Origin of the sequence: Aeromicrobium phragmitis (genome assembly GCF_003674095.1) — a bacterium.
Lineage (GTDB): Bacteria > Actinomycetota > Actinomycetes > Propionibacteriales > Nocardioidaceae > Aeromicrobium > Aeromicrobium phragmitis.
The window spans coordinates 1-434 of the sequence record NZ_RDBF01000104.1; the positions used below are offsets into that span (position 1 = coordinate 1).

At 64.1% G+C, this 434-nt stretch carries 1 protein-coding gene; it reads right to left on the bottom strand.

Annotated elements, in window-relative coordinates:
- Positions 1-434 (bottom strand): AAA family ATPase (locus tag D9V41_RS16480; RefSeq protein ID WP_121795619.1); only part of this gene is annotated, 434 nt, incomplete at both ends.

Here is a 434-nt window from a genome sequence, read left to right on the forward strand (position 1 = left end):
TTCTCGCGCGCCCGCTGGAACACGAGCCGGATGTGCCGTTCGGTCTCGCCGACGTACTTGTTGAGCAACTCGGGACCCTTGATGTTGAGGAAGTACGAGCGGCCTTCCTCGCCGGTCTTCTGCGAGACCTTCTTGGCCAGGCTCGACGCGACCGCCTTCGCGATCATGGTCTTGCCGCAGCCGGGCGGGCCGTACAGCAGCACACCTTTGGGCGGCTTGAGTTCGTGTTCGACGAACACGTCGGGGTGCAGATAGGGCAGCTCGACCGCGTCGCGGATGTTCTCGATCTGTCCCGCGAGTCCGCCGATGCTGTCGTAGTCGATGTCGGGAACCTCTTCGAGGACGAGTTCCTCGACCTCGCTCTTGGGGATGCGCTCGAAGGCGTAGTTGGAGCGGCTGTCGACGAGCAGGGAGTCCCCGGCACGCAATCGCAG